At 35.7% G+C, this 25,452-nt stretch carries 21 protein-coding genes and 2 tRNA genes; 14 read left to right on the top strand and 9 right to left on the bottom strand.

Going from position 1 to position 25,452, the window contains the following annotated elements:
* Window positions 1-18: 18 nt before the first annotated feature.
* Window positions 19-831: a phosphatase PAP2 family protein gene (locus LUA91_RS10220; RefSeq protein ID WP_231425948.1), complete on the top strand. Its 813-nt coding sequence runs from the start codon at window positions 19-21 to the stop codon at window positions 829-831.
* A 155-nt stretch (window positions 832-986) separates the two neighbouring features.
* Window positions 987-2,909: an LTA synthase family protein gene (locus tag LUA91_RS10225; protein WP_231425949.1), complete on the top strand. Its 1,923-nt coding sequence runs from the start codon at window positions 987-989 to the stop codon at window positions 2,907-2,909.
* Window positions 2,910-3,045: 136 nt separating this feature from the next.
* Here the strand turns inward: LUA91_RS10225 and LUA91_RS10230 are convergent, their stop codons facing one another.
* The 6 genes from LUA91_RS10230 to LUA91_RS10250 all read right to left on the bottom strand — a co-directional run bounded on the left by LUA91_RS10230 (window position 3,046) and on the right by LUA91_RS10250 (window position 5,761).
* Window positions 3,046-3,651, bottom strand: coding sequence for an NAD(P)H-dependent oxidoreductase (locus LUA91_RS10230; protein ID WP_231425950.1), 606 nt, complete (start codon window positions 3,649-3,651; stop codon window positions 3,046-3,048).
* Window positions 3,652-3,659: 8 nt separating this feature from the next.
* Window positions 3,660-4,355, bottom strand: a complete 696-nt coding sequence (locus LUA91_RS10235; protein WP_231425951.1) for an NAD(P)H-dependent oxidoreductase — start codon at window positions 4,353-4,355, stop codon at window positions 3,660-3,662.
* A 126-nt stretch (window positions 4,356-4,481) separates the two neighbouring features.
* Entirely contained in the window at window positions 4,482-4,592 is a 111-nt protein-coding gene (locus LUA91_RS20755; RefSeq protein ID WP_370633624.1) for a helix-turn-helix domain-containing protein, read from the bottom strand.
* Between the two features lie 11 nt (window positions 4,593-4,603).
* A complete protein-coding gene (locus LUA91_RS10240) occupies window positions 4,604-5,347 on the bottom strand; it encodes a hypothetical protein (RefSeq protein WP_231425952.1) in 744 nt (247 codons plus the stop codon).
* A gap of 176 nt (window positions 5,348-5,523) precedes the next feature.
* Window positions 5,524-5,600: transfer RNA gene (locus LUA91_RS10245), tRNA-Asn, on the bottom strand.
* 87 nt (window positions 5,601-5,687) lie between these two features.
* A tRNA-Asn gene (locus LUA91_RS10250) sits at window positions 5,688-5,761 on the bottom strand.
* Between the two features lie 145 nt (window positions 5,762-5,906).
* Here LUA91_RS10250 and LUA91_RS10255 point away from each other — a divergent pair.
* Complete coding sequence (locus LUA91_RS10255; protein WP_231425953.1) at window positions 5,907-6,827, top strand: PfkB family carbohydrate kinase; 921 nt, start codon at window positions 5,907-5,909, stop codon at window positions 6,825-6,827.
* A gap of 92 nt (window positions 6,828-6,919) precedes the next feature.
* On the opposite strand, the gene LUA91_RS10260 is transcribed toward LUA91_RS10255, so the two are convergent.
* Entirely contained in the window at window positions 6,920-7,747 is an 828-nt protein-coding gene (locus LUA91_RS10260; RefSeq protein WP_231425954.1) for a PHB depolymerase family esterase, read from the bottom strand.
* Between the two features lie 137 nt (window positions 7,748-7,884).
* On the opposite strand from LUA91_RS10260, the gene LUA91_RS10265 reads away from it, so the two are divergent.
* The 3 genes from LUA91_RS10265 (at window position 7,885) to LUA91_RS10275 (ending at window position 10,821) form a co-directional block, all read left to right on the top strand.
* Window positions 7,885-8,313 (top strand): DUF1801 domain-containing protein, encoded by a 429-nt coding sequence (locus LUA91_RS10265; protein WP_231425955.1) that lies wholly within the window; start codon window positions 7,885-7,887, stop codon window positions 8,311-8,313.
* 81 nt (window positions 8,314-8,394) lie between these two features.
* Entirely contained in the window at window positions 8,395-9,270 is an 876-nt protein-coding gene (locus LUA91_RS10270; protein ID WP_231425956.1) for a DUF808 domain-containing protein, read from the top strand.
* Window positions 9,271-9,285: 15 nt separating this feature from the next.
* Window positions 9,286-10,821, top strand: coding sequence for a SulP family inorganic anion transporter (locus LUA91_RS10275; RefSeq protein WP_231425957.1), 1,536 nt, complete (start codon window positions 9,286-9,288; stop codon window positions 10,819-10,821).
* Here the strand turns inward: LUA91_RS10275 and dinB are convergent, their stop codons facing one another.
* Window positions 10,822-11,922, bottom strand: coding sequence for a DNA polymerase IV (dinB, locus tag LUA91_RS10280; RefSeq protein ID WP_231425958.1), 1,101 nt, complete (start codon window positions 11,920-11,922; stop codon window positions 10,822-10,824).
* 195 nt (window positions 11,923-12,117) lie between these two features.
* On the opposite strand from dinB, the gene LUA91_RS10285 reads away from it, so the two are divergent.
* Window positions 12,118-12,327 (top strand): hypothetical protein, encoded by a 210-nt coding sequence (locus LUA91_RS10285; RefSeq protein WP_231425959.1) that lies wholly within the window; start codon window positions 12,118-12,120, stop codon window positions 12,325-12,327.
* An 84-nt stretch (window positions 12,328-12,411) separates the two neighbouring features.
* Here LUA91_RS10285 and LUA91_RS10290 read toward each other — a convergent pair whose 3' ends face one another.
* Complete coding sequence (locus LUA91_RS10290) at window positions 12,412-12,771, bottom strand: PleD family two-component system response regulator (RefSeq protein ID WP_231425960.1); 360 nt, start codon at window positions 12,769-12,771, stop codon at window positions 12,412-12,414.
* A 325-nt stretch (window positions 12,772-13,096) separates the two neighbouring features.
* On the opposite strand from LUA91_RS10290, the gene LUA91_RS10295 reads away from it, so the two are divergent.
* The 7 genes from LUA91_RS10295 (at window position 13,097) to LUA91_RS10325 (ending at window position 25,373) form a co-directional block, all read left to right on the top strand.
* Complete coding sequence (locus tag LUA91_RS10295) at window positions 13,097-14,122, top strand: LacI family DNA-binding transcriptional regulator (RefSeq protein ID WP_231425961.1); 1,026 nt, start codon at window positions 13,097-13,099, stop codon at window positions 14,120-14,122.
* Between the two features lie 422 nt (window positions 14,123-14,544).
* Window positions 14,545-17,505, top strand: a complete 2,961-nt coding sequence (locus LUA91_RS10300) for a TonB-dependent receptor (protein ID WP_231425962.1) — start codon at window positions 14,545-14,547, stop codon at window positions 17,503-17,505.
* 12 nt (window positions 17,506-17,517) lie between these two features.
* On the top strand, window positions 17,518-19,188 hold the full coding sequence (locus LUA91_RS10305) for a RagB/SusD family nutrient uptake outer membrane protein (RefSeq protein WP_231425963.1): 1,671 nt from the start codon (window positions 17,518-17,520) through the stop codon (window positions 19,186-19,188).
* A gap of 19 nt (window positions 19,189-19,207) precedes the next feature.
* Window positions 19,208-20,242, top strand: coding sequence for a SusE domain-containing protein (locus LUA91_RS10310; protein ID WP_231425964.1), 1,035 nt, complete (start codon window positions 19,208-19,210; stop codon window positions 20,240-20,242).
* A gap of 60 nt (window positions 20,243-20,302) precedes the next feature.
* Window positions 20,303-22,210: a glycoside hydrolase family 13 protein gene (locus LUA91_RS10315; RefSeq protein ID WP_231425965.1), complete on the top strand. Its 1,908-nt coding sequence runs from the start codon at window positions 20,303-20,305 to the stop codon at window positions 22,208-22,210.
* Between the two features lie 70 nt (window positions 22,211-22,280).
* Window positions 22,281-22,979 (top strand): beta-phosphoglucomutase, encoded by a 699-nt coding sequence (gene pgmB / locus LUA91_RS10320; protein ID WP_231425966.1) that lies wholly within the window; start codon window positions 22,281-22,283, stop codon window positions 22,977-22,979.
* A gap of 75 nt (window positions 22,980-23,054) precedes the next feature.
* On the top strand, window positions 23,055-25,373 hold the full coding sequence (locus tag LUA91_RS10325; RefSeq protein ID WP_231425967.1) for a glycoside hydrolase family 65 protein: 2,319 nt from the start codon (window positions 23,055-23,057) through the stop codon (window positions 25,371-25,373).
* The last annotated feature ends 79 nt before the right edge of the window (window positions 25,374-25,452 follow it).

A 25,452-nucleotide genomic window follows, 5' to 3' on the forward strand; every position in this document is an offset into this window, starting at 1 on the left:
TTATAAAAAATTAAAGCAATGATAAGATTGGTTGGAGCAATAAGATGTGGATTTATTTGTTTTTTATTGTTTTTAACGGGAAATGTTTCTGTAGCGCAACAAGTGGATACAACGAAAAACTTGGGGCTTAATCCAGTTGAGCTTAAAAGTATAAATGAAGAAATTAAACCCGAAAAATTTAAGGTAACACATTTTATTGCCCCCGTGGTTTTAATCGGATATGGTTTTGCAACGGTTTATGATCATGGAGCATTACAACAACTTGATTTTAGCACTAGAGCCGAATTGCAGGAAGACCATCCACGGTTTGCCTACCATGTTGATGATTATGCTCAATTTGCTCCCATGGTGGCAGTTTATGCCCTAAATCTAACAGGAATAAAAGGAAGACATAATTTATTTGATGCCTCCATGTTATATTTTACATCAGCGGCAATTATGGGAATATCTACGCACTTTGTAAAACAAGGTGTTCACCGTTTACGGCCAGATGGATCTGGATATAACTCTTTTCCATCCGGACATACAGCTTCTGCCTTTGCCGCTGCAGAATTTTTATATCAGGAATTTAAATATAAATCTCCATGGATTGGATATGCAGGTTATTTTGTGGCTACAGCTACAGGAACCTTAAGAATGTACAATAACAAACACTGGTTTAGCGACGTTGTGGCAGGTGCTGGTTTTGGAATTGCATCAACAAAACTAGGCTATCTCGTTTATCCTCAAATAAAAAAATTAATTAATGGACGTGGAGAAAAGCAAAACTTGACTGTTATGCCAACCTTCGAACAGCACCAATTAGGCTATAGAATTTCCTATAAACTTTAAAAATTTTCATTTAGAAAAATATGATAGTTGCTTCGCCATTTTAAAACATTAATAGCATTTAAATAAATGTGATAAGCGGAGCTTTTTAAAAGTTCAGGTTTTCTTCAGAATTCAAAGTTAGCTTTGGCAACTTGCCAAAATAAATGGCAAGAATAATGAATATTCTAAAAAAAACTAATACATTTTTTCAATATAGATTTGGGCCTTTATTGATCTTGGTGCTATTGCTCTGTGCTATATCACTACTAACAAGAATTTTGCTTTTAGCTTTTTCTGCATCCTCTTTTGAATGGAATATAATTAACATTTTAAAAGTATTTCTTGTAGGCTCGCTCTATGATTTAGCTGCAGCATCGTATGCTATTATTCCCCTTTTAATTTATTTATGGGTGTTCCCGTCAAAATGGTACAGCAAGAAACTAAATAAAATATTACTAATAGCCTATTTTTTCATAGTGGTATTTACACTTATTTTTAACGCAATTTCAGAATGGTTTTTTTGGGAAGAATTCTCTGTACGCTATAACTTTATTGCTGTTGATTATTTGGTTTACACCACCGAAGTAATCGGAAATATTCGGCAATCCTATCCAATTAATACGATCCTAATAATACTCTTTATTGTATCAGCATTAATTACCTATTTATTAAAAGAGAAGATATTGGCATCTGCAACAGTTCCCATGCGTTTTGCTAAACGATCGAAATTATTATTGTTATTTCTTTTAGCGCCATTGGCCAGTTATTTTTTGGTCAGCCATAATTGGAAAAATCAAAGCCGAAACCAATTCGTAAATGAACTTTCTGGTAATGGAATGTATGATTTTGGTTTTGCTTTTTGGCATAACCAGTTAGATTACAATACCTTTTATAAAACGATTTCCCTTAAAAAGGCAATAAAAATCATCAGTAAAAATTTATTTTTTGAGCCCATCAATTTAAATGGTTATAGCACACTTAGAAATATTAAAGCTGCTTCGCCAGAAAAAAAAATGAATGTGATTTTAATTAGTGTGGAGAGTTTAAGTGCAGAATTTCTGGGCAGTTTTGGGAATACGCAAGGCATAACGCCAAATTTAGATTCACTCGCCAAGAAAGGGCTCCTGTTTACCAATTTATATGCTTCTGGAACAAGGACCGTTCGTGGTTTAGAGGCCTTGTCGTTATGCATTCCACCAACGCCAGGGCAATCTATAGTAAAACGGCCAAACAATAAAAACCTATTTACTTTAGGAAATGTATTCAGATCAAAAGGTTACAATAGCAGGTTTATTTATGGTGGTTATGGCTATTTTGATAATATGAATGAGTTTTTTTCGCAAGATGGTTATGAAGATACGGATAGGAATGCGTTGAATAAAAAGGACATCCACTATGAAAACACCTGGGGCGTTGCGGATGAAGATCTTTTTACACTTTCATTAACCAAATTGGATCAGGATTACAATATTGGTAAACCATTTTTTGCGCATATTATGACGGTTTCTAATCATCGGCCATACACTTATCCGGAGGGAAGAATTGATATTCCATCTCATACCGGAAGGGAGGGAGCCGTTAAATACACCGATTATGCCATTGGTAAGTTTATAAATGAGGCTAAATTAAAACCCTGGTTTAAAAATACTTTATTTCTGATAGTGGCAGATCATTGTGCATCGAGTGCTGGTAAAGTTGAGCTACCTGTAGATAAATATCATATTCCAATGATTATCTATTCTCCGGCATATATTAAGCCTGGAAAATTTGATAAACTGGTTGCTCAAATAGATATTGGTCCATCTATTCTTGGGTTGTTAAATTTTAATTATCAAAGTAAATTTTTTGGGCAAGATGTTTTTAAGATGAAAGATGAGCAGCAAAGGGCGTTTATAAGTACATATCAAAGTCTTGGGTATATCAAAAATAATAAGCTTGTAATTTTAGATCCCAATAAAAAGGTAGCTACATCTATCCCAAATTTTATAACTGGAAATGCAAAACCTGTTCCTTCAGAAAATTGGTTAACGGAAGAGGCTATTGCAAATTATCAAACTGCAGCTTATTTATATACCAAAAACGGGTATCAGTTTAAGTAATAGTTCAAATACTTGGTTGAAGTATTTTTTGTTGGCTGTTTTAACTTTAGATAAAAGGTATACATAAAGCCTGTATCTTTAGGTTTTAAGTATATCTTTCTGTTATTCGTTCTAATTTATAAGGTCTGGATTTTTCTTAAATACTAAACACTTTTTCTAGATGTGCAGGGTAGTTCTCCAAAGTTCCGACAATATCTCCATCTTTAAAAATATCAAAGCAGTTATAATCTGGAACAATATCAACGCCACAGAAACGGTAGTTACTGGTAATTTGAATGAGAACATCAGCTGTGCTTCTGCCTTCAAAAAGTATTTGGTCAGAATCATCAAAACTGGCTTTAGGCGCATTCCAGGTTGAACAAACCATAAACTTTTTGCCCTGCATTTTTCCACCAGTTCCGTATTGTTTGGTTAAGTCTTCTCTTGTTCTTCCATCTCCTGAAAGAAATTTTGCACTGGCTAATCCACTATTGAAAACTTCGTCGACATATTTTTTATAAATCCATGGAGCGCCAAACCAATTGATAGGCGTTTGCAAAATGATCACATCGGCGGCGATATGTTTTTCAACTTCCTGGTCTGCATCGTAACCATCTTCTACTTTGGTTTCTAAAACCTCGAAGCCTTTTGATATGAAAAATTCTTTTGCTTTTTGATGGAATGCGTCATTTAGTTTGCCTTCGCTCCAATTGGGATAGTTTAAATGGGTATTAATTAAGAGTACTTTTTTAGTTGAATTCATTGTAATTTCTATTTGATATTAAATATTTTCTGCAAGTATTTCGGGTAATTTTCCAAATCTTCATTGATATGCTTGTTGTGATAAACATCGTAACAATAATATCCGGGAACAACTTCGAAGCCTGTGAAAAGATAGTTAGCTGCAACATTAAACAAGGCATCATCAGCACTTTTGCCCTTAAATAGATATTGGTTTTTGTTATTAAAGCTTTCTCTTGGCGCATTCCAAGTTGCTGAAATCATAAACTTTTTGCCCTGCATTTTTCCGCCCATTCCGTATTGTTTTGAACCTTCTTCTACCGAGCGTCCATCGCCTGAAAGAAACTTTTTACTTTTTAAAGCACTATTGAAAACCTCATCCACATATTTTTTGTAAATCCAAGGCGTATTTTCCCAATTGACAGGCGTTTGCAAAATCACAATATCTGCCTGCAAATGTTTTTCTACTTCTTCCTCTGGATTGTAGCCATCTTCCACTTTTGTTTCCAGAATTTTATAATTTTTAGAAATAAAAAATTCTTTGGCTTTAACATAAAATGAGGCATTCAATTTACCTTCAGACCAGCCAGGATATGTTAAATGAGCATTGATTAATAAAGCTGTTTTTTGTTCAATATTATCTTTTGAGGAAGAATTTTGAGCGTTTAATTTTATTCCGAAGAAAAAGAAGATGAGTGTGAAAAGAAGAATATTTTTAGCCTGCATTGATTTATATTTTATTATAAACAAAGATAAAAGCTATAGGAAAGATGTTTGGAGACAGAATACTATAAAAAAGGATACAAATTACTGCTGACGGAAAAACAACCGCTTTAAAGAAGTATTAATTATTTAATTTTTGTTGATGGCTTGCAATCGAAATTCTCTAGGTGTAAGATTTACCTGTTTTTTGAAAAATTTTGAAAAGTAGTTCGGATATTCAAAACCAAGTTTGTAAGCCACCTCGGTTGTGTTTATTTCTGATTTTCGAGCAATAATTCCTTCGCTCTTTTAATGATAAAATCATGGATGTTTTCCAAAGCCGATTTGTGGGTAAAATGTTTGATAATGTCGCCTAAATAATTGGCCGTCAAGCCCAACTTATCCGCAAAATATTGCACATTCGGAAGTTGTGAAATTGGATGATTATAATAGTCGAGCAAGCTTTGTTGAAAAGCGCTAACGATGTAATTATACTGTTTAGGGTCAGTAGAAAACTGTCTTTTGTAAAATGCTTCTACTAGAGAAACCAGAACATTTACATAAGACAGAAGTACATTGAAATTTTGCTGTTCGCTTTTGTAATATTTTATCATCAACCTGAAAACAGCACTCACTTCTTCCACCTCGTCATCGGTCAAATATAGCGCTTCGTGTTGCCCATAATCTAAATAAGTTTTGAATAAAAATCTATTTTCTTCAATGATTTTTTTGGAGAGCTGAAGATACATTCCTGTGTAAGTAGGTTCAGCATCCCACCCTGGTTCGATAATTAAATTTGGCGTATTAAAAAAAATAGCAGAAACCGGTTCAACATCAGGACTAGATTTTTTTTTGTACTTTATTTTGATGGAAATTCTATAGAAATCGACAATTACAGGATCTGTGAAAATTCTAATCTTTGGAGGATCATAATAACCAACATCTAAATTATTATCTAAAGGTGGCGTTAGTCCTATTGATTTATTGTATGATTCGAAATCTCTAAAAATTTTCATTGGTTATAAAAGTGGTTCCAAATATAATCGATGATAAAGTACAATTTGAATATAAAACAAAATATAGATCTCGATGAAATTGCTTAGTATAATTTTGAAGTCTTTGCTAATCTATTTTATAAAAATGGATTAAACAAGAAAGCCTCACCGGGCATGGTAAGGCTTTTACTTGATATTGGCTCCCTCTGCTGGGCTCGAACCAGCGACCCTCTGATTAACAGTCAGATGCTCTAACCAGCTGAGCTAAGAAGGAGTATTAATTCCGGTTTTACTATACATTTGCCAAAATCATTTGGCAATCATTTCATAAAAAATCCCCACATTGCTGTGAGGATTTTTGCTCCCTCTGCTGGGCTCGAACCAGCGACCCTCTGATTAACAGTCAGATGCTCTAACCAGCTGAGCTAAGAAGGAGTGCTGGTTGTTTCCTAAAACGAGGTTCTTTATGCTTTGCAGCTTATTAAGCCTTGTTCGTTTTGGGAATGCAATATTAGGGCTTTTAAATTATTTATGCAATATTTGCAGTGAAAAATTTTTAAAAAAATTCAAAATAAAATATATGAGCCTGATAATCATAGGTACTGTAGCTTTTGATGCTATTGAAACTCCTTTCGGAAAAACAGATAAAATTGTTGGTGGCGCTGCAACGTATGCAAGTTTAGCAGCTTCATACTTTTACAATAAAGCCAAAATTGTAGCCGTTGTTGGTGATGATTTTCCTCAATCGGATATAGATATTTTTACAAAACATGGAATTGATACCGAAGGATTACAAATCAAAGCAGGAGAGAAGTCTTTTTTCTGGTCGGGCAAATACCATAATGATATGAACAGCCGTGATACATTGATTACCGAATTAAATGTGTTGGAAAATTTCGATCCGATCATTCCTGAAAGTTATCAAGATTGCGAATACTTAATGTTGGGCAACTTAACACCGCAAGTTCAGCAAACCGTAATAAAAAGATTAAAAAACCGTCCGAAATTAATCGTAATGGATACCATGAATTTTTGGATGGATATTATGATGGATGATTTATTGGAAACCATTAAATTGGTTGATGTGTTAACGATTAATGATGCAGAAGCCCGTCAATTATCTGGTGAATATTCATTGGTTAAGGCAGCTAAGAAAATTTTGGAAATGGGTCCTAAATACCTGATTATCAAAAAAGGAGAACATGGAGCCTTATTATTCCACGAAGATCAGATTTTTTCTGCCCCAGCTTTGCCATTGGCAGAAGTTTTCGACCCAACTGGTGCCGGCGATACTTTCGCAGGCGGTTTTATAGGTTATTTAGCTAAAGTAGGAACCATTAATTTCAATAACATGAAGAATGCAATTATTTATGGTTCTGCATTGGCATCTTTTTGTGTGGAGAAATTCGGAACTGAAAAATTATTAAACTTATCCGAAGAAGAAGTGGCAGCCAGAATACAACAATTTGTAAGCTTAAGTGCTTTCAATATCGAAGCTTAATTGATTCAAGATTATTTATCAGTATTTCTTCGAAAACAGATTTAAATAATAAAAACAGCTTTACCAATGGGTAAAGCTGTTTTATTATAAAATCATTTAGACTTAACTACGCTCTTGAAAAATTTAATCACTACTTCATCTGCTTCTTGTGGATATTTATGATTTCCTTTATGCTGGTACAAAACAAACGGATTGCCTGTTTTCGATTGATAAATTGTAGCATTTTCCGCATAATTTTCTCCTTGTTTTTCGCAGCTGTTTAATTTCATGATTTGTTGGTACGTAAATATTTGCCATTTCGGTTTTACCAATGGATCATTTTCTCCTATAATATGCATGGCTGGCTTGGGTTTAAGCAGATTTGCATTTTTACCTGCAACAGTTGCCGAAGGTGCAAATGCTGCAAATTTTTCTCCTCGGGTTGCCCAAAGCAAATAGGTAAATCCACCACCGTTGGAGTGGCCTGTTGCATAAATTCTACTGTCATCAATTTCATAATCATGATGGAGGCTTTTTAACATCGTATCAAAGAAATTAAGATCTCGGTCATCCATATCTCCGGATCTATTTTGCCAACCAGGCAATTTACCAGCGGGATCGGTAAGCTGTCCTGGAGTATTTAATCCTTGTGGATAAACAATTATAGCTTCCGGCCAAAGTCTCTCAAAATTTCTGTTTCGCATTAAGTTAATCATGGTTCCTCCATGACCATGAAAAGCAAAAACAACTGAAGTAGGTTTAGTTTTAGCAGTATTTGGAATATAAATCATCGCTTCTCTTAAAACTCCATTTACCGTCCATTGCTTAAGCCTGCTATCGGTAGTTTCCTGTGATGATACTTTGAGAATTACTGTGAACAACACGATCATCAAAACTAAAGTTGTTTTAAATGAGGTTATATTAGGGATTTTTTTAAGCATAACTTTATGACAGATATTCTAAGTACAGGTTTAACTGAGTATGCTAAGTTTGCTTATGGTTATAAATATTAATTTTATGAACGCTTTTTAAATCGAATACTTTTTATCTTCAATCTTAATTAAACTACAACATTATTATGGCTGAAAAGAAATCAAAATTGGCGCAAATAAAAACTAAACCAACAGCAGCAAGTGTAGAAGAATACATCAATAATGTTGAAGATGAACAAAAGCGTAAAGATTGTTTTTTGCTTTTGGATATGATGAAAGCTGCCACAGGCGAGGAACCCATATTATGGAGCAGTGCCATTATTGGTTTTGGGAATAAAAGGTTTAAAAGTCCAACAACTGGTAGAGAAGTAGATTGGTTGCTGATAGGATTTTCTCCACGTAAGGCCAACTTATCATTATATCTCACAGTTAACTACTCAGCGCATTCAGAATTAATGCAAATGCTAGGGAAACATAAAACTGGGGCAGGCTGCCTCTATATCAATAAACTTGATGATATCGATTTAGAAGTATTGCGAAAAATTATAAAACTATCACTCGATAAAATAGTTTAAGTATTCGGATTAATGTTGTGCAGTATAATTCGTTCAATTCCGAATCGAATTTATATTTTGCGGCTTAATTATTAGAAACAAATGGCTTCAGGTTTTTTTGCAATTTTAGATGATATAGGTGCCTTAATGGATGATGTGGCCATGGCAAGCAAATTGGCAACCCGTAAAACCGCAGGTATTTTGGGCGACGATTTAGCTGTTAATGCCGAAAAGGCGACAGGCTTTTTGGCCTCCAGAGAAATACCTGTTCTTTGGGCGATTACGAAAGGATCATTTCTAAATAAATTAATCATCGTACCGGTTGCATTATTGCTTCAGGCTTTTTTCCCCGTTGCTATAAAAGTTATATTGGTTTTAGGTGGCTTTTACCTTGCTTATGAAGGTGTAGAAAAAATTATTGAATACTTTTTTCATCGTTCAAAACCTGTTGAAGAAGCCGCCGCAGAAGTGAGGCAAGATAGTGCAGATGCTGAAAAGGCTAAAATTAAATCGGCAGTGCTAACTGATTTTATACTTTCTATTGAAATTGTAATTATTGCACTTGGAACAGTTTTAGAAGAAAGTTTAACTATACAAATATTAACGGTATCGGTGGTTGCGATATTGGCTACGGTTGGTGTTTACGGCATCGTAGCGTTAATTGTGAGGATGGATGATGCTGGACATAAGCTGATTAAACGTTCAAATGATAAAGGTTTCAGGGCTTCTTTGGGGCACTTATTGGTTAAAGCCTTACCCATTATTATCAAAACCTTGGCTGTTGTGGGTACTATAGCTTTGATTTTAGTTGCTGGTGGAATTTTTGTGCACAATATTGAATTTATGCATCATGTTTTACCAAATCTACAATCAACAATAAAAGAATTTGGGGCAGGTATAGTTGGTGGTTTAATCGCTGTGCCTGTAATGATGGGTTTAAAGAAATTATTCTCATTATTTACAAAGAAGGCTGCATAATAATTTCTAACAGCAATGAAGCCTTACCTGCAATTATTTGATTTTTCTAAAAAGATCAATTATCAAACAGAAATTTTAGCAGGGCTAACCGTGGCCATGACGATGATTCCAGAATCATTATCATTTGCCATTTTAGCTGGTTTTCCACCTTTAACGGGCTTATATGCGGCCTTTATTATGGGGCTGGTTACAGCAGTTTTAGGCGGACGACCTGGTTTAGTTTCGGGTGGCGCCGGAGCAACAGTAATTGTACTCATTGCCTTGATGAAAAGTCACGGTATTGAATATGTATTTGCTGCAGTTGCCTTTGCTGGCACAATACAGATTTTGGTTGGACTTTTTAAACTTGGGAAATTTGTTAGATTAGTTCCTCAACCTGTTATGTTTGGTTTTGTAAATGGTTTGGCTGTCATCATTTTTATGTCGCAGCTTGAGCAGTTTAAAATCATGGCAGGAGGAACTGTAACCTGGCTAAGTGGGCCGCCACTGTATACCATGTTGGGTTTGGTAGCGTTAACAATAACTATTGTAATTGCATTGCCGAAGTTCACTAAAGCAATTCCATCATCATTAGTGGCTATTATAGTTGTATTTATAATCGTATTGGTCTTTAATATCGATACCAAACTGGTCAAAAACATTGCGTCTGTTAGTGGTGGCTTTCCTCCATTTCATATTCCCAAAATTCCTTTCGATTTAGAAACGCTAAAAATTATTTTTCCTTACGGATTAATTATGGCTGGAGTAGGCTTAACAGAGGGTTTGCTCACCTTAAATTTGGTTGATGAAATTACCGAAACTAAAGGAAACGGCGATAGGGAAAGTATAGCCCAGGGAATTGCAAACATTACCAATGGTTTTTTTACAGGTATGGGCGGTTGCCCGATGATTGCACAAACATTGGTGAATTTATCGGCAGGAGCAAGGGCCAGGCTTTCAGGAATTATAGCTGCCCTAACCATTTTGCTTATTATTTTAGTTGGTGCGCCGGTTATTGAGCGTGTTCCAATGGCGGCATTAGTTGGTGTTATGATGATGGTTGCTATTGGCACCTTTGAATGGATGAGCTTTAAAGTAATCAATAAAATGCCTAAACAGGATATTTTTATAGGTATTACCGTTGCTGCAATTACCATTTGGTTACACAATTTAGCTTTGGCGGTATTAATTGGTGTGATCATTTCTGCTTTGGTATTTGCCTGGCAAAGTGCTAAACGAATCAGGGCAAACAAATTTATCGATGGTGATGGTATAAAGCATTATGAAATATATGGACCACTCTTTTTCGGTTCAATAGCAAACTTTAACGAGTTATTTGAGCTCTCTCATGATCCTGAAAATGTAGTAATCGATTTTAAAGGAAGCAGAATTTTCGATATGTCGGGAATTGATGCATTAAATAAACTCACAGAACGATACCGTAACGCAAATAAGAAACTGCATTTAAGGTATTTGAGCGAAGATTGTATAAGGTTACTCAAAAATGCCGGAGATATCATTGAGGTAAACATTGTTGATGATCCTGATTATCGAATCGCAACGGACAAATAGCTAAAAATCAAATTCCAATTGATTGTTCTCCAATTTTTCATCAGCTACATCATCATAAAAGCGAGATAAGGTAATGCCCAATAACCGTACTTTAGCGAAGCCAATATTTGCCTCATTTAACAGATTGATAGCTTCATTGTAAATTGCTTCAGCTTGATACATTGAAACTGGAAAAGACCTGCTTCTGGTAATGAGCTTAAAATCTTCAAACTTAATTTTAAGGGTTACGGTTTTGCCTTTAAGCTGATGCTTTTCTAATCTTTTAGCAACTGTTTCGCTAATCTGGCGCAATAAATCATGCATAACAGCATCTTCATTGGTGTCTTCTGATAAGGTATCTTCAGCGCCAACAGATTTTGTTTCACGGTTTGCCCTAACCGGGCGATCATCATTTCCACGAACTATTTTATAGTAAAATTTCCCTGATTTTCCGAATTGAGCTATAAGTTGCGCTTCGGTTAAGTTCTTTAAATCAGCACCGTTGTTTATTTGCATGGCCTTCATTTTTGCTGCGGTAACTTTACCAACGCCAAAAAATTTCTCAACCGGCAATTTCTCCATAAATGCCTTTATCTTTGATGGACCGATAAAGGTTAATCCATCAGGTTTATTCATATCAGAAGCTACCTTTGCCACAAATTTATTAACAGATACACCTGCAGATGCCGTTAAGTTTAGCTCATTTTTTATGGCATCTTTTATGGATTTTGCAATGTCGATGGCAGAGCCAATGCCAAGTTTATCTTCTGTTACATCCAAATATGCTTCGTCCAAAGATAAGGGTTCAATAATATCGGTATAACGACTGAAAATTTCTCTAATGGCTTTTGAAACAGCACTATAAGCATCAAATCGTGGGTAAACAAATATTGCAGTAGGGCATAGCTGATAAGCTTTACTGCAAGACATAGCCGATTTTATTCCGTATTGCCGGGCTTCGTAACTTGCAGTGGCAACAACACCGCGGCTATCTGGCTTTCCGCCCACCACAATAGGCTTACCCCTGTATTCCGGAAAATCACGTTGCTCTACAGAAGCATAAAATGCATCCATATCAATATGAATTATTTTTCTTAAAAATGGAGGATTTTGATCAGACATTTAATGTCTAAATTTCGGCAAAATTATCCTTATAATTGAATTGCCCCAAAAGAATCTATGGTTATAAAAAAAAATAAAATTTACATTATAATAATTCTAGCTATGTAAGCATCCATTTCTTGTGGAGAAAAAAGTAAATATAAAATCATAAACTTAAATCATAAATTAGGTGGTAACTGGTATGGTTTAAGTGTAATGGATAATATTCCTGTACAAACTACTTTTTCAAAAGATAAATTTATTTTCTCGATTAAAGAGGAGGTTACAGGATACGATTATATTGCTTTTAAATTCAATACTGATACCATCTTAGAGATTAAACAAAATGGTTTAAGTTTTATCTTAAAGAGCCAGTATATTTTAAAATTCATTTCGATAAGCAAAAAACACTTAGATTATTTATAACAATAAAGGATACGCTATCAAATAGGGGAAATGAAGTAGAAGTTTTTAAAGGGAAAGTGCCATTTGTTGAATTACACAGATAGATTAATTCAATAAGAAATTCACCTTGTTCAACAGTGAATCCATCTCAAAAGGCTTTTCCATAAAATCATTGGCGCCAGCATCTAAAGCAGATTGGCGGATGTCTCTACTTGCTGAAATCATCAAAATTGGTATTTCCTGATATCTGGGATCGCTTTTCAGCAATTTGCAAATGTCGCGACCATCATGTCCACTCATCCAAATATCCAAAAGAATTAAATCAGGTTTATTTTTAACAGCGTCGATTACGGTTCCTCCGTCGTATGTATATTCCACTTCATAACCAACAACCTCTAATATCATCGTCACTGCATCTACAATGCCTTCATCATCATCGGCGATGAGTATTTTTTTAGTTCCCATTAAATGTAAATATATGCTATAGTGATTTTATTAAAGTGAAGGTAATGATGATAGTTTAAGTATAATACTAATACTGCTTTACGGGTTTTTGTTTTCAAAATTGAAATTTATTTTTGCTCTAAACTATCATCATGTATTTTAACGGATGTAGTTATAAATAATTTTTCTACAGCGTAACATATCAATCAAACGCTACTCAAATGCATAATCATTCTTCATCAGAATAAAAATTTAAGTGCATTGCGAAATTTGATCTATTTATTTCGAAATATTATAGATTATATTTACAACGGAAATTTAAATTAAAAAGGTTTAATACCCCCAAATGGATAGCATTAATATTAAGAAATTAGCAGAGGCTTTAAATTTATCAACTTCGACTATTTCTAGGGCTTTTAGGGATAACAGCGATATTAGCGGCGCAACCAAAGAACGTATTTTAGCAAAAGCCAAAGAGCTGAATTATCAACCTAACCATTATGCCAGTAATTTAAGGGAGCAAAAAAGTAAAACTATCGCAGTGATTGTTCCCGAATTGGCCAATAATTATTTCTCGCAAGCCATACATGGAATTGAGCGTGTGGCAAGAGAGAACGGGTACCACATTTTAATTTATGTCACCGATGACGATTATAAGAAAGAAGTAAATTTTATTCGGCACTTGCACAACGGAAGGGCCGATGGCATTGTAATGTCGGTTTCTGGTGAAGCAAACGATCATAATTACCTGAATAAGTTTGGTGCACAACGATTGCCTTTGGTTTTTTTCGATAGAATTTACGAGGATATTGAAACACCACGGGTTATTACCAACGATTACAACAGTAGTTTTTTGGCTACAGAGCATTTAATTGAACAAGGATGTAAACGTATTGCTTATCTGGTGGTTAACAAAAGTCTTTCCATTGGTAAAACCAGGATGCAGGGTTATATTGATGCGCTTGCTAAGCATCAGGTATCATTTGAAGAAAACCTAATTGTTGATTGTAGCAACAGTTATGAGGAAAACAGTGTAATTATAAAAAATGCATTGGAGCAGCTAAAGCCTGATGGCGTTTTTACATCAGTAGAGCGCTTGGCATTTGCTACTTATTATGCCTGTTACGATTTAAAAATAAATATTCCCAATGATTTAAAAGTCATTAGTTTTTCGAGCCTGGAAATAGCGCCATTGCTTAATCCATCATTAACAACTATTACGCAGCCAGCAACTGAAATAGGGGAGCAAGCGGCAAAGTTACTTTTCAAAATTTTGGATGATAACCAAGATAAAAATCTCTTTGCCGAAGTGGTTTTAGAGTCTAAAATTATCAAGAGAAATTCAACATCAAATCAGTCTAAAAACGCTTAAAAAACAAGCTGATTTTTAAGGCCTAAATTTTCAATTTTTTTCTTCACTTAGTGTAAAATAAGCAGAATTTCTATCAATTTTCGGGAACGTTCCCGAAAAAGCAATCGTAAATTCTTGGTTTTTTTCGGGAACGTTCCCGAAAAAGGGTTCAAAAACGACTTAGTGTAAAAAATACACTTAAAATTGAAATTTAACATTCATAAAATATTGTATATCAATTGATTGTGTTTTTTAAGATAATTATATGATATGGTTTATGTTAAATAAAAGTTGCCATTTTGTTAATTCTGAAGTCATCGTTTTCTCTTTGAAAATATATTTTTTAAATAAATTTTGAAATCTCATTAAGTGCTGTAAATTAGGCCTATGTGTAAATCACTATAATATTTAACCAAATTTTTATACTTAAACGAGCTTCGAATATGAAAGTATTTTACCTGTTCAAACAGGGGCTTTTAGTGCTGTTAGTCTTTTCAGCATTAATCGTAAAAGCACAAACCGGATCGGTATCTGGAAAAGTGCTTGATGAAACTGGCCAACCTTTACCTGGTGCTTCTATTGTTGTAAAAGGTACTACAAGAAGTACATCAACAGATGTAAACGGTGTTTTTAAATTGGCAGGCCTTAATAATGGCACTGTTACTTTATCAGCAAGTTTTATCGGTTATCAAACACTTGATAAACCTGTAACCGTTTCTGCAAATGCTACTGTAAATTTTCAATTGGTGCCCGATGCACAAAAACTTAACGAGGTTGTTGTAATCGGTTATGGTACTGCAGAAAAGAAAAACCTTACAGGATCAATCACAACGGTAAATTCAAAAGACTTCCAAAAAGGTACCATTACAACGCCTGAGCAATTGATTCAAGGTAAAGTAGCTGGTGTTAACGTTATTTCTGGTGGCGGTGCTCCAGGTGGTGGAAGTACAATCCGTATACGTGGGGGTGCTTCACTAAACGCAAGTAACGATCCTTTAATTGTAGTAGATGGAGTTCCTTTCAGTGGTAACGCCATTGGTAATGCACCAAGTCCGCTTTCATTAATTAACCCTAACGACATTGAAACTTTTACCGTATTAAAAGATGCGAACGCAACTGCAATTTATGGTTCAAGAGCATCAAATGGTGTAGTTTTAATTACTACTAAAAAAGGAAGCTCTGGTGCGCCACAAATTAATTTCAGCAGCAATAATTCATTTGCGCAGGTTGCTAAAAAAGTAGATGTACTATCTGCTGATCAGGTTCGTGCATTCGTGAATACTAATGGAAATGCTTCACAGAAAGCTTTATTAGGCACAGCAAGTACCGATTGGCAAGATGAGATTTATCAAAATGCATTTACAACGGATAACAACTTAAGTATTGCAGGTTCATTAAAAGGAGTTCCTTATCGTGTATCTGCAGGTTATCTAGATCAAGATGGTGTGGTAATCAGCAGTAAATTAAAAAGAGCAACTGGTGCAATTTCTATTTCACCAAAATTATTTCAAGATCATTTAAAAATTGAACTGAACTTAAAAGGTGCTTTAACCGATTCTCAATATCCAAATGATGGCGCAATTGGCGCTGCTATCCAGTTTGATCCAACTCAACCTGTTAACGCAACAAACAAATTTGGAAATTATTTCGAATGGATTACAAGTGCGGGTGTTCCAAATCCAAATGCACCACGTAACCCGGTAGCATTAATCAGATTACAGGATAATCATGGTAATGCAGCCAGAAGTTTTGGTAATGTAAAATTGGATTACTCTTTCCATTTCTTACCAGAATTGCATGCAGTAGTAAATTTAGGTTATGATTATTCTAAAGGTAGAGGTCGTACTATGGTGCCAGCTTTTGCGGCTCAAAGTTTCTCAACTGATGGATCTTATGCCAATAGATTAAATAAAGAAATTAACAAATTTTCTGAAGCCTATTTAACTTATGCGAAAACCATAGGTAAAAGCAGATTTGATGTGACTGGCGGTTATGGTTATTATGATGATGCCATCACCAATTACAATTTCCCAACATTCCGAGCTACTGGAGTGCTTCAAACAACCCCTGTTTTCCCATTTTCAATTGAGCAAAATAAATTACTTTCGTACTACGGTCGTTTCAACTATACTTTAGCTGATAAATATATCTTATCAGGAACAATGAGAGCTGATGCTTCTTCAAAATTTGCAGAAGATAATCGTTGGGGTTATTTCCCATCAGCAGGTTTTACCTGGAGAATTATTGGTGAAGATTTCTTGAAAGATAGCAAAGTAATTTCTGATTTGAAATTGAGATTAACCTACGGTGAAACTGGTAATAAAGATGGTATTGGTAACTATGATTACTTATCAAAATATTACGCAAGTACCAACAACGGCCAGTATCAGGTGGGTAATACTTTTTACAACTATTATAGCCCGGCTGGTTACGATCCTGATTTAAGATGGGAAACTACCACAACCTATAACGCTGGTTTGGATTACGGATTTTTGAAAGGCAGATTGTATGGTAGCTTTGATGCTTATTACAAAAAAACCAAAGATTTATTAAGTACTGTTACTATTCCGGTAGGTACCAATTTTAGCAATGTATTAACCACTAACGTTGGTAATATGGAAGTTAGAGGTGCTGAGGTAAGCATTAATTATGTAGCCATTAAAACTGACAATACCACTTGGGATATCGGTGTAAACGGAGCTTATAACAAAAGAAAGGTAACCAACTTAACATTAAATCCTAACTCTGGTTTCAAAATTGATGCTGGTGACATTACTGGTGGTACAGGTATTCACTTAAAATATAATGCTGTAAATCAATTACCTGGTTCGTTCTTCGTTTATAAACAAGTATATAACGCTGATGGCAAACCATTGGAAGGTGTATACCAGGATTTAAATGGCGATGGTGTTGTTAATGATGGCGACCAATATTTCTATAAATCACCAGATCCGGTAATTACTTTAGGTTTCAATACATCTTTCACATACAAAAGATGGACAGCAAGCACTGTTTTAAGAGCGAATATTGGTAACTACATTTACGATAACATTTCTTCGAACTTCGGTATCAGAAACAATGTATTAAGTACTCAGGGTATTTTGAACAACTCTACTTCAGATTTATACAATACTAATTTCTCTGGAGCTTCAGGTGTTCAATATTTAAGTGATTATTATATTAGAAATGCATCATTCCTAAAAATGGATAATGCTGGTTTATCATATGATGTTGGTAAATTATCTAAGAATGGTACTGCATCAATGCGCATTTCTGCAAACTGCCAAAATGTATTTGTCGTATCTAAGTATAAAGGAATCGATCCTGAGTCAGTATCAGGTATTGATTATAACTTATACCCTCGTCCTAGAACCTATACTTTGGGCTTAAATGTTGGTTTTTAATTACTAATAGCAATGAACACGATCTATCAAAGTACTGCGCAAGTAAATACCAAAGAGGTAGTGATCAAAACCTATCAAAGAAAAAATATAAAAATGAAAAATTCATTTAAAATGATATTGGCATCAGGCGCATTACTGCTGTCATTAAATTCATGCAAAAAAGAATCGTTTAACTTAACGCCAACGAATGATGTAACATCGGCCACAGTTTATGCTACACCGGCTGGTTATAAAAATAGTTTGGTTAAGTTATATGCAACTTATGCATTAACAAGTCCTTCTGGTTCAGATAATAGTGATGTTGGTGGATTAAATGCAGGTTATGCAGACTTCCTGCGTTTATTCTGGACTTCACAAGAGTTGGTAACCGATGAGGCAATTTGTGCCTGGGGCGATGTAGGTATTCCAGAATTGGATTACGGAACACCAACACCAGATAACCAGTTTTTACGTGGTTTATATTCAAGAAGCGTTTTGCAAATCACATTTGCTAACGAATTTCTTCGCGAGAGCACGCCAGAAAAATTGGCAAGCAGAAATATCGCAGGTGCTGATGCTACCGCAATAACAAAATATCGTTCTGAAGCTCGTTTCTTACGTGCTTTTCAATATTGGGTTTTATTGGATGCATTTGGTAATCCACCTTTTATTACTGAAGATGATGCCATTGGTAAAGTAAATCCGAAACAAATTCAAAGAGCAGCTTTATTTAACTATGTTGAATCTGAATTAAAAGCTATTGAAACTGATTTGCCAGAACCACGTGCTAATGAATATGGTCGTGCTGATAAAGGTGCAGCTTGGGCTTTGTTAGCTAGATTATATTTAAATGCTCAGGTTTATACAGGTACAGCGAAATATACTGAAGCCATTACTTATTCTAGCAAAGTAATTGGTGCGAGTTATTCTTTAAAAGCAAATTATATGGATTTGTTTAAAGCAGATAACGAAGTAAATAATACTGAGAACATTTTAACCATTAATTACGATGGTATAAACGGAACCAATTATGGAGGTACAACTTTCTTAATTAATGCAGGTATTAATGCAGATATGAATCCAACTACTTTCGGTGTTCCATCTGGTGGTTGGGGTGGTAACAGGACCCGTCAAAATCTTCCTAACTTATTTCCAGATGCCAATGGAACTCTAGATAAAAGAGGAACTTTCTTTGGTACAAAAAGAGCAGTTGATGCAGTTGGCGAATTTACTGATGGTTTGCGTGTAACCAAATTTAAAAATGTTACCTCAACAGGTGCTCCAGGCAGATCATTAAATGGAACATTTAGCTCATTAGATTTTGCGTTATTCCGTTTGGGAGAACAATATTTAATTTATGGAGAAGCGGTTGCCCGTGGTGGTTCAGGCGGTAATGCAGCATTGGCATTAACTTATGTAAATGCCTTACGTACTAGAGCTTATGGAAACACATCAGGTAATGTATCTGCGGCAGCTTTAACAACTGATTTTTATTTAGATGAGCGTGGTAGAGAATTGTATTGGGAAGGACACCGCCGTACTGATTTAATCCGTTTCGGAAAATTCGCAGGCTCAACATATTTGTGGCCATATAAAGGTGGAACACAAGCAGGTGCTTCATTACCAGCTTTCCGAAATCTTTACCCACTTCCGTTGGCAGATTTAATTGCCAATCCGAATTTGGTTCAAAATGCAGGCTATTAATCTTAATACTGAATAAGATATGAAATCATTATTTTTCAAATCCTTAGCCATTTGCTTCATAGCATTATCGCTTTGGTCGTGTAAAAAAGATGAAACCAGAACGGTTTCTAACATTGGGGCAGCAGGTACACTTACCGCTTCAACAACAACAATTAATTTGGTGCAATCGAATGGCACTTTGGCAGCCGTAACTTTAACCTATCCTTTGGCAACTTCAACAGGTTATGTGGTACCAGTGAATACCACTTTGCAGTTTGCTTTAAAAGGAACCAATTTTGCTACACCTAGAGAAGTTGTAGTTACCACAAAAACTTACGCACCTACAATTACCGAAGTTAACAACATGATTTTGGCTTTAGGTGGTGTAGTTGGTGCACCAGCACAAGTGGAGGTAAGATTAAAATCAGGAGCTGCGGCAAATGATTTAACTTATTCAAACATCGTTACCTTAAGTGCCACTCCATATTTAGCTTCTGCTTGGGTTTATGCTCCGGGAGCTTACCAAGGCTGGAACCCATCTACTGCCGATAGTTTAATTTCTTTATCGAGCAACGGCATTTACACCGGTATGATTGCTTATACAGCTGGTAATTTAGAATTTAAAATTACACCTGCTAAGAAATGGGATGTAGCTTATGGCGATGCTGGTGGCGGTAAAATCAGCTCAAGCGCTGGCGACAACCTAAAATCACCAGATGCGATAGTTAAACAAGTTACTGTTGACTTAAACAAAAATACCATCGTTTTTGGTACACCAAACGAGTGGTCGTTAATTGGCGATGCAACTTTAGGCGGATGGAACAATGATACCGACATGAAAGGTGTTAACAATGGTAAATTCACAGTTTACTCACTACAAACAACTTTAGGTGTTGGAGAATTTAAATTCCGTTTTGGCCATGCCTGGGATGTTAACTTAGGTGGTGGAGCTAACCTGACTACAGGTGGAGACAACATTAAAGTAACCGTTCCCGGAACTTACACCATTACACTTACTGTTATTAAAACAGGAGATAAAGTAACCGGTGGTACTTATACCATTGTTAAAAACTAATTCTTACAATTGCCCCGTAGTATTTTACTGCGGGGCTTTTTAATCTCTTAAAGTTTTAGCATGATCAAATCCCAAAACCTTTCAGTACATTCTACCACTAAAGCATCTTCTTTGCGCTTTGCAGGCATAAAATTCTTAGCACTATTATTTTTAATACTTTCTGGCGCAAACCTTTTTGCTCAAAAGCTGGAACGTATCGAACCGATGTTCTGGTATGCAGGAATGCGCAATCCCAAACTGCAATTGCTTGTTCACGGTGAAAACATTGCAGCAAGTACCATCTCATTATCTTACCCAGGTGTAAAACTGGTTAAGGTAAACAAAGTAGAAAATCCCAATTATTTATTTGTGGATTTAGAAATTTCTTCATCAGTAAAGGCGGGAACGTTCCCGATTAATTTCACTGTTAAAGGCAAAAAGATATTTAGTTACAACTACGAATTAAAAAACCGCGACAAAACCGCTGGCAGAATTCAAGGTGTAACGCAAAAAGATTTTATTTACTTATTGATGCCTGATCGTTTTTCGAATGGCGACAAAAGTAATGATGTTGTGAAAGGCTTGACCGAAACAGCACTTAATCGCGATAGCATGTACTATCGACACGGCGGTGACATTCAAGGTGTTATCAATCACCTGGATTATCTTAAAGATTTAGGAATTACCACCGTTTGGATGACTCCAGAAATCGAAAATGATATGGAGAAGGCTTCCTATCATGGTTATGCCGTAACCGATCATTATAAAATTGACCCTCGTTACGGAACTAACGAACTTTATAAAAAATATGTAGAAACTGTTCATGCAAAAGGCATGAAAGTAATTAAAGACATTGTTCATAACCACATCGGAACCGGACATTGGTTGTATAAAGATCTACCAATGAAAAGCTGGTTAAATCAATGGCCTAAATATACTCAGACCAGTTATCGCGACCAGCCAGTTATGGACCCACATGCATCAGCAGCCGATAAAAAACGCATGCTTGATGGTTGGTTTGTTCCATCAATGCCCGATTTGAATCAAACAAATCCTTATGTACAGAATTACCTAACACAAAATCATATTTGGTGGATTGAGTATGCTGGAATCGATGGACTTCGTTTAGACACCTACCCATATAACGACGCTGCTTTTATGGCCGATTGGGCAATTATTTTACATAATGAATTCCCCAACCTAACTGTTTTTGGTGAAACACTGGTCTCTTCAGTTGCTAGTCAGGCCTTTTTTACTGGAGGAAATACGGTTAACCGTGGCTTTGATACGCATCTTCAAGGTCTTACTGATGCTGTTTTAAAAGACGCAATTTATGAAGGTTTGAACGGAAAATCAGGCTGGACTGACGGCATTAATCGTATATATGCAACTTTAGCTCAAGATTTCTTATATAAAAACCCAAATACAAATTGCATCTTTCTGGATAACCATGATATGAGTCGCTTTTACTCGATGGTAAATGAAGATTTTGATAAGTACAAGGAAGGAATGGCGATTTTATTAACCATGCGTGGTATCCCACAAATGTATTATGGAACGGAGATTTTAATGAAAAACTACTCTAATCCTGATGGTTTGGTTCGTTCTGATTTTCCAGGTGGTTGGGATGGCGATAAAAAAGATAAATTCATCGCCGATGGCAGAACCAACAAAGAAAACGAAGCATTTAACTTTGTAAAAACGTTAGCGAATTATCGTAAAAATAGTACAGCATTACAAAACGGCAAATTAATGCAGTTTGTTCCTGAAGATGATGTTTACGTGTATTTCAGATATAATGATCAACAAAAAGGAACTGTAATGGTTATTACCAATAATACTGATAAAGATAAAAGCCTAAATACAGATAGATTTGCTGAACGTACAGCTGGAATGACCATTGCAAAAAATGTAATTACAGGAGAAAGCCTATCCATTAAAGAAATTAAAGTTCCATCAAAAACAACTTTGGTTTTGGAGTTGAATTAAAGCTAAAAGCAGAAAGACTAAAGCAGAAAGCGAAGTATCTTGATACTCACTACTAAAATACTATATAACAATGCAAGACAATAAACACCCGGAACTTTCAACTTTCAATCTTCAACCTTCAACCTTAATTAAAGCTTGTCTTTTTGATTTGGATGGCGTTTTAGTAGATACAGCAGTTTACCATTATCAAGCCTGGAAACGTTTAGCTAATACAATGGGCTTCGATTTTACTGAAGAACAAAATGAGCAATTGAAAGGTGTAAGTCGTGTAGAAAGTCTGAACAAAATTTTGGCTTGGGGCGGTGTAGAAAAAACGGATACAGAGAAAGAAGAACTGGCCACTTTGAAGAACAGCTGGTATGTAGATATGATTACCAAAATGACACCAGCCGAGGTTTTACCTGGAACGGTAGATTTTTTAACCGAAATTCATAAAGCAGGTTATAAATTAGCGCTAGGTTCGGCAAGCAAAAACTCTGGAATTATTTTAGAAAGAACTCATCTGGCTCACTTTTTTGATGAGATTGTAGACGGAAATATGGTTACAAAATCCAAACCAGATCCGGAAGTTTTTTTAAAAGGTGCTGAGCTATTAGGTTTCAAACCTGAAGAATGTGTAGTGTTTGAAGACGCTGTTGCGGGTGTTGAAGCAGCAAAACGGGGCGGAATGAAAGCCATTGGCATCGGCGAAAAAAGTGTACTTACCGAAGCCGATGTGGTAGTAAGTGGACTGGACAAATTAACGGTTAAAGATTTAGAAGAGTTGTAAAAAAGTTTAAGGTGTAGGGTTTAAGGTGTGGGGCTTTCGGTCTTGATACCTGATACTAACTACTTGATACTAATTATGAAGAATTACATTAAAGCAGATGAGTGGAACATTATCGAAGAAGGCTTTGATCCACATTTAAATAAAATTTCGGAGAGTATTTTTAGTTTGGGTAACGGCCGTATGGGGCAGCGTGCCAATTTTGAAGAAACTTACAGTGGCGAAACCCTTTTGGGGAATTATGTTGCTGGCGTTTATTATCCAGATAAAACCCGTGTAGGTTGGTGGAAAAATGGCTATCCAGAATATTTTGCTAAAGTTTTAAATGCAGCAAACTGGGTGGGTATCGAAGTAAAATTGGATGATGAAGTTTTAGATTTGGCAACTGCTGAAGTTAGCGATTTCAAACGTGTTTTGGATATGCATGCAGGTATCTTAGAACGTACTTTCACGGCAAAACTGAAAAGTGGTAAAACCGTAAAAGTTAAGTCTACTCGTTTTTGCAGCATAGCTGATGATGAAGTTGGTGCAATCCGATACAGCATTACACCATTAAATTTTGATGGAAAAATCACATTGATGCCTTTCATCGATGGTGATATCAAAAATCAGGATAGCAATTACGATGAAAAATTCTGGGATATGGTTGCTGATGAAATTACTGATTCGGAGGCATACATCAAACTAAGAACAAAGAAAACTGAGTTTGAGGTTTGCACAGGAAGCAACATTGAATTGTATAAAAATTCGGAGAAAGTAAGTATTAATCCTGAAGCTGTTCGCAAGGAAAAATTCGTAGGCCAAACTTTTTCAGTTGATGTAAAAGCTAACGAAGAAATTATTTTAGTTAAAATTGCGGCTAATTTATCTTCTGAAAATTATCCTAAAGAATCTCTCTTAAAAGAAGCAAAATCAGTTATCACGAAGGCAACGGCCAAAGGTTTTGATATTTTATTAAAAGAACAAACCGAAGCCTGGGCAACCAAATGGGAAGAAAGCGATATTGTTATTGTGGGCGATGTTTCTGCCCAGCAAGCAATTCGTTTCAATATTTTCCAACTTTTCCAAACGTATACAGGTAAAGATGATAGGTTAAATATCGGCCCGAAAGGTTTTACTGGTGAGAAATACGGCGGTTCTACTTATTGGGATACTGAAGCTTATTGCGTGCCTTTCTATTTGGCAACCGCTCCTCAGGAAGTAAGCAAAAACTTATTGGTTTACCGCCACAAGCAATTGGGTAAAGCCATCGAAAATGCTGCAAAACTAGGTTTCAAAGATGGTGCAGCATTGTATCCAATGGTTACGATGAATGGCGAAGAATGCCACAATGAGTGGGAAATTACTTTCGAGGAAATCCATCGTAACGGCGCTATTGCTTTTGCAATTTATAATTACATCCGTTACACCGGCGATGAAAGTTATTTATCTGATTTCGGTTTAGAAGTTTTAATTGGCATTGCCCGTTTCTGGAAACAACGCGTAAACTGGAGTGGCGAAAAACAGCAATATGTAATGTTGGGGGTTACTGGTCCGAACGAGTATGAGAACAATGTAAACAACAACTGGTACACCAATTTATTGGCCACATGGTGCATGAAATATGCAACGGAAGCTGCCGAAATTGTTAAAATACAGCAACTAGAAAAATATAAAAGCTTGTTAAAAAGCCTAAATTTCGATGCTAAAGAATTTGCAGATTGGGCAGATATCATAGAGAAAATGTATTATCCAGCAGATAAAAATCTGGGTATCTTCTTACAGCAAGATGGTTATTTAGATAAAGAACAAACTTTAGTTAAAGATTTGCCGGCAAGCGAAAGACCAATTAACCAGAAATGGAGTTGGGATCGGATTTTGCGTTCGCCTTTTATTAAGCAAGCTGATGTTTTGCAAGGATTGTATTTCTTTGAAGAAGATTACGATTTGGAAACCATCAGAAGAAACTTCGATTTTTATGAGCCTCGTACGGTTCACGAAAGTTCTTTATCGCCTTGCGTACACAGTATTTTAGCCGCTAAATTAAATGATGAAGCCCGTGCTTACGAATTCTATTTACGTACCGCCCGCTTAGATTTAGACGATTACAACAACGATACCGAAGACGGTTTACACATCACTTCGATGGCTGGAACCTGGATGAGTGTGGTTGAGGGTTTTGCAGGTATGCGTGTTCGTGATGGTAAATTGCAGTTTAGTCCTTTTTTGCCTACGCAATGGAAATCATTCTCGTTTACCATTGGTTTTAGAGGTGCAACCTTAAAAATTAACATTACAGAAAACGGCATCAACATTAAAAATAACAACGATGTTGATTTAGAAATCGGTATCAGAAACCAGGTTTATAAATTGGCTGGAAACGCAGCAATCGAAGTGAATAACGCGGAGTTGGTATGATTGTAGAGGTAAAATGTAAGATGGAAAATGGCAACCTTTCATCAGGTCGTCACTGCGAAGAACAGCTTGTCCCGATGCT

This window comes from Pedobacter sp. Leaf250, from assembly GCF_920984735.1.
Lineage (GTDB): Bacteria > Bacteroidota > Bacteroidia > Sphingobacteriales > Sphingobacteriaceae > Pedobacter.